This window comes from Streptomyces sp. W16, from assembly GCF_033194735.1.
In the GTDB taxonomy this organism is placed as follows: domain Bacteria; phylum Actinomycetota; class Actinomycetes; order Streptomycetales; family Streptomycetaceae; genus Streptomyces.
Genome location: NZ_JAWOAI010001011.1, coordinates 1 through 1,683, shown reverse-complemented (window position 1 = coordinate 1,683; position 1,683 = coordinate 1). Strand labels below are relative to the sequence as shown.

Genomic DNA, 1,683 nt, shown 5'->3' with positions numbered 1-1,683 from the left:
CGGTTCCGCCCCGGCACCGGCCCGCCAGTGGCCGATCCTCGCGGTGCTCGGCACGGTCGGCCTCGGCCTCCTGCTGACCGCCTTCGACGTCTTCCGCTACGGCACCCTGCTCATCGGCGCCGCGCTGCTGGCCGGTGCCGTCCTGCGCTGGGTCCTGCCGGACGTCGGCATGCTCGCCGTACGCTCCCGCTTCACCGACGTCGTCACCTACTGCGTGCTCGGCCTCGCGATCGTCCTGCTGGCGATGATGGCGCAGCCGAAGCCGTGGCTGGTGATCCCGTTCCTGAAGGACACGCTGCACTACACGGTCAACACCAGCTGACAGCCGGTCGGTTCACGACCCACGACGGCGGCCCGTCCCCTCCCCCGAGCAAGGACGCGCCGCCGTCTGTGTTTCAGCGTGCCGCGCCGTGAGCGGGCTGTTCAACGGCTGTCAGCGCGCTGTGGCACGGAGGTGACCGTTTCGCTACGCGGTCCGCACCGCACCGCGACGAGGGAACCGTTCCCTTTCCGACGTCGTCATTTCGCTGGGAGCGGGCGGGCGATTGAGGACGGAATGGACGCGGTGGGGGCAGTGGACGCGGTGGCGGGGCGATGAGCGGCTGGCAGCCGCTGCCGGACGAACTGCCGGCCGAGGTGCGGCACTTCGTGGAACACCTGCGCCTCCTCAAGGACCGCACCGGACTCAGCCTTGCCGCGCTCGGCGCCCGCACCGCGTACAGCAAGTCCTCCTGGCACCGCTATCTCAACGCGGGCCAGCCGCCGCCCCGGCAGGCCGTCGTCGCCCTGTGCCGGGTGGCCGGCACCGACCCCGAACGCATCGGTGTGCGCTGGGAGTTGGCGGTCCAGGCGTGGCCCCGCCCGGTCACCGTCCCGGAGCGGGCGGCGGGCGCGGACGAGTACCGGGACGATCCGACCCTGCCCTGGTGGGACACGCCGCCCGAGAAGGGGGAGCGCGGGCCCGGCGGACGGCTGCTGCGGTACGCGTTGGTGCTGTTGGTTCTCATGCTTCTCATGGCTGTCGCGGGAGCCGTTGTGCTCGGGTGAACGCCGGTATGTGCCCAGTGTGTCGATGTATTGACAAGTTTGCGGATTTGCAACGAACTCGACCAACAACCGCGTTAGCGTGGGCAATTCAGGGCAGAGGGGGGAAAGCAATGCCTCGTTGGAGGGCCTTGCCGGATGAACTCGATCCGCAGGTCAAGGAGTTCGCCGGCCAGCTGCGCCGGCTCGTGGACCGCAGCGGCCTGAGCGTCGCGGCGGTGGCCGACCGCACGGGCTACAGCAAGACGTCCTGGGACCGCTATCTCAACGGCCGGCTCCTCGCACCGAAGGGCGCGATCGTCGCCCTAGCGGAGGTCACCGGTACCCATCCCGTCCATCTGACCACGATGTGGGAGCTGGCCGAGCGGGCCTGGAGCCGCTCGGAGATGCGGCACGACATGACCATGGAGGCGATGCGGATCTCCCAGGCGCGTGCCGCGCTCGGCGAGTTCGGGGCGCCTCCGGCGAACGTACAGAGCGGTAAGACCGAGGGCGGCAAGGCCGAGGGTGGCAAGACGGCCCGCAAGGGCGGCGGTGTCACCGCGAGCCCGGGGATCGCGGGCCCGGCGGGGGTGTCCCCGACGGTGCCGCCGCAGCCCGCGGCGCCCGAGCCCGACGTACGGGAGGGTGCCTCGCAGG

3 protein-coding genes are annotated in these 1,683 nt (G+C 71.1%); all 3 read left to right on the top strand.

The annotated features are described in order from the left end of the window. On the top strand, positions 1 to 322 hold a 322-nt coding region (locus R6V09_RS52525; RefSeq protein ID WP_317888464.1), incomplete at its 5' end, for a DUF3017 domain-containing protein. A 272-nt stretch (positions 323 to 594) separates the two neighbouring features. After that, the gene (locus tag R6V09_RS52520) at positions 595 to 1,047 is read left to right on the top strand and encodes a helix-turn-helix domain-containing protein (protein ID WP_317888463.1); all 453 of its coding nucleotides are present in this window, start codon (positions 595 to 597) and stop codon (positions 1,045 to 1,047) included. A 110-nt stretch (positions 1,048 to 1,157) separates the two neighbouring features. Beyond that, positions 1,158 to 1,683 (top strand): helix-turn-helix domain-containing protein (locus R6V09_RS52515; RefSeq protein ID WP_317888462.1); only part of this gene is annotated, 526 nt, incomplete at its 3' end.

Coding starts and splice junctions, on each gene's coding strand:
- R6V09_RS52520 (WP_317888463.1), top strand. CDS start 595: ATGAGCGGCTGGCAGCCGCTGCCGGACGAACTGCCGGCCGAGGTGCGG.